The organism is Paenibacillus sp. 01L418, from assembly GCF_056400045.1.
The window spans coordinates 1-1493 of record NZ_JBFTSN010000732.1 but is presented as its reverse complement, the minus strand read 5'-3'; the positions used below and the strand labels follow the sequence as shown (position 1 = coordinate 1493).

The 1493-nt window shown below is 47.2% G+C and carries 1 protein-coding gene; it reads right to left on the bottom strand.

Going from position 1 to position 1493, the window contains the following annotated elements; genetic code table 11:
- Positions 1–1493: galactose-binding domain-containing protein (locus AC1DSE_RS35155; RefSeq protein WP_477529110.1), on the bottom strand; the 1493-nt coding region annotated here is incomplete at both ends.

The following is a 1493-nucleotide window of genomic DNA, read 5'->3' as shown; positions in this document are numbered from 1 at the left end:
CCTCCGCACTGTCTGCAAGGGTGATTGTTTCAACAAAGTCTTCCGCTCTCAATTCTCTGTTCAAGGAATGTACCGTCTTCCAATCTGTGCTTGCTGCCGATAAATCGCTTCCTGCTGCAGCAACTTGAATATCAATCACTTTTCCATACGCAGCTTCCCAAGTCAAAATGATTTTATTAATGGAATAAACTTTTTCCAAATCAATATAAAACCATTCTGCATGATACGGAGCTGTATTATTGTCACTCCATTTTGCTTCCCATCTTGTAACCTTATCGCCATCTGTTAGCAAATGAGCAGGAAAAACGGCATTAAAGCTTGATGCAACAGCTTGCTTGTTAAGCGCCAGGTTCACTAGCACTGGATTCGGAGTGGTTCCAGGATCCGGATTGCCTCCGTTTTCTCCTCCTTCGCCGCCGCTTACCCATGTGCCATACACCTCAAACTCCCACAGGGAATAACCGTAAATGGTGCCCCTAGCAGATCCAACCATTCGAATATGCCTTGCTTCTTGCCCGTTTAATGTAATGTTGTCGAGCCCGCCATTGCCTGCGGCTTCTGTGAATACATCCGTCCAGTCGCTTTCTCCTGGCGCTGCCGCCGAGGATACTTGCAGCTTATAGGCTTTTCCATATGCTCCCTCCCAGCTCAGGACAGCACTTTCCAGCTTATAGACTGCGCCAAAATCAATAGAAATCCACTGAGGATCTGATGACTCCGACTCCCATCTCGTATTGCCCGCTCCATCTACAGCGTTAGCTGCTGGTTGATTGCCTGATGATGCAGCAGCAGCTTTATGAAGAGCAATGTTTGCGGCAGCCGTCTTCACCTGCTGCTGCACCTCGCTGATGCCGTATCCTGCTGCGGCAACGGTGATGAGATACGTTTTGACACTTGTAAATAAATCTGCATTAAGCTTGATTTTTCCTGCCTCAACCGTATAGCTGCTGCTCTGGACAGCTGCACCGTCAATCGTAAGCTGCGTAATTGCGGCACGCCAAGCAGGAGAGTCTGCAAATGTCAGCTCAATTGTCTGTCCGACTTTGTTTTCAGTCGAATCGGCCACTAATACCGGTGGTGCTGCTACTTCACGAATAGCGACATTATCAATGTAAATCGTATGCTCGCCATCAGGCGTAACAAAAGCACCATTTACGACGTTGCCAAGCAAAAACTTAAGAGTCATATCCACGTTGCTATTTGGTCGCAAACTTTTCTTATAAGCGGCAGCTGAATCACTAGTCAGATTAAAATGTACGCTTTCAGTGTTGTTGTATCCACCCAGCTCCACTGCTATCGGACGATTTACCGTTGACCATGCGTTAAAGGAAAGCTCATAGGATTTGCCTGCCTCTAGCTTGATTCCGCTTTGGTTAAACTGTGTGGACCAGCCTACAGGAACATTCCATTCTGGGTGCATGCCCCCATGGTAATAGATGTCGATTTGGGCAACACCATCTTTAGGTGTATATTTCGAATCTCCCCCATCACCA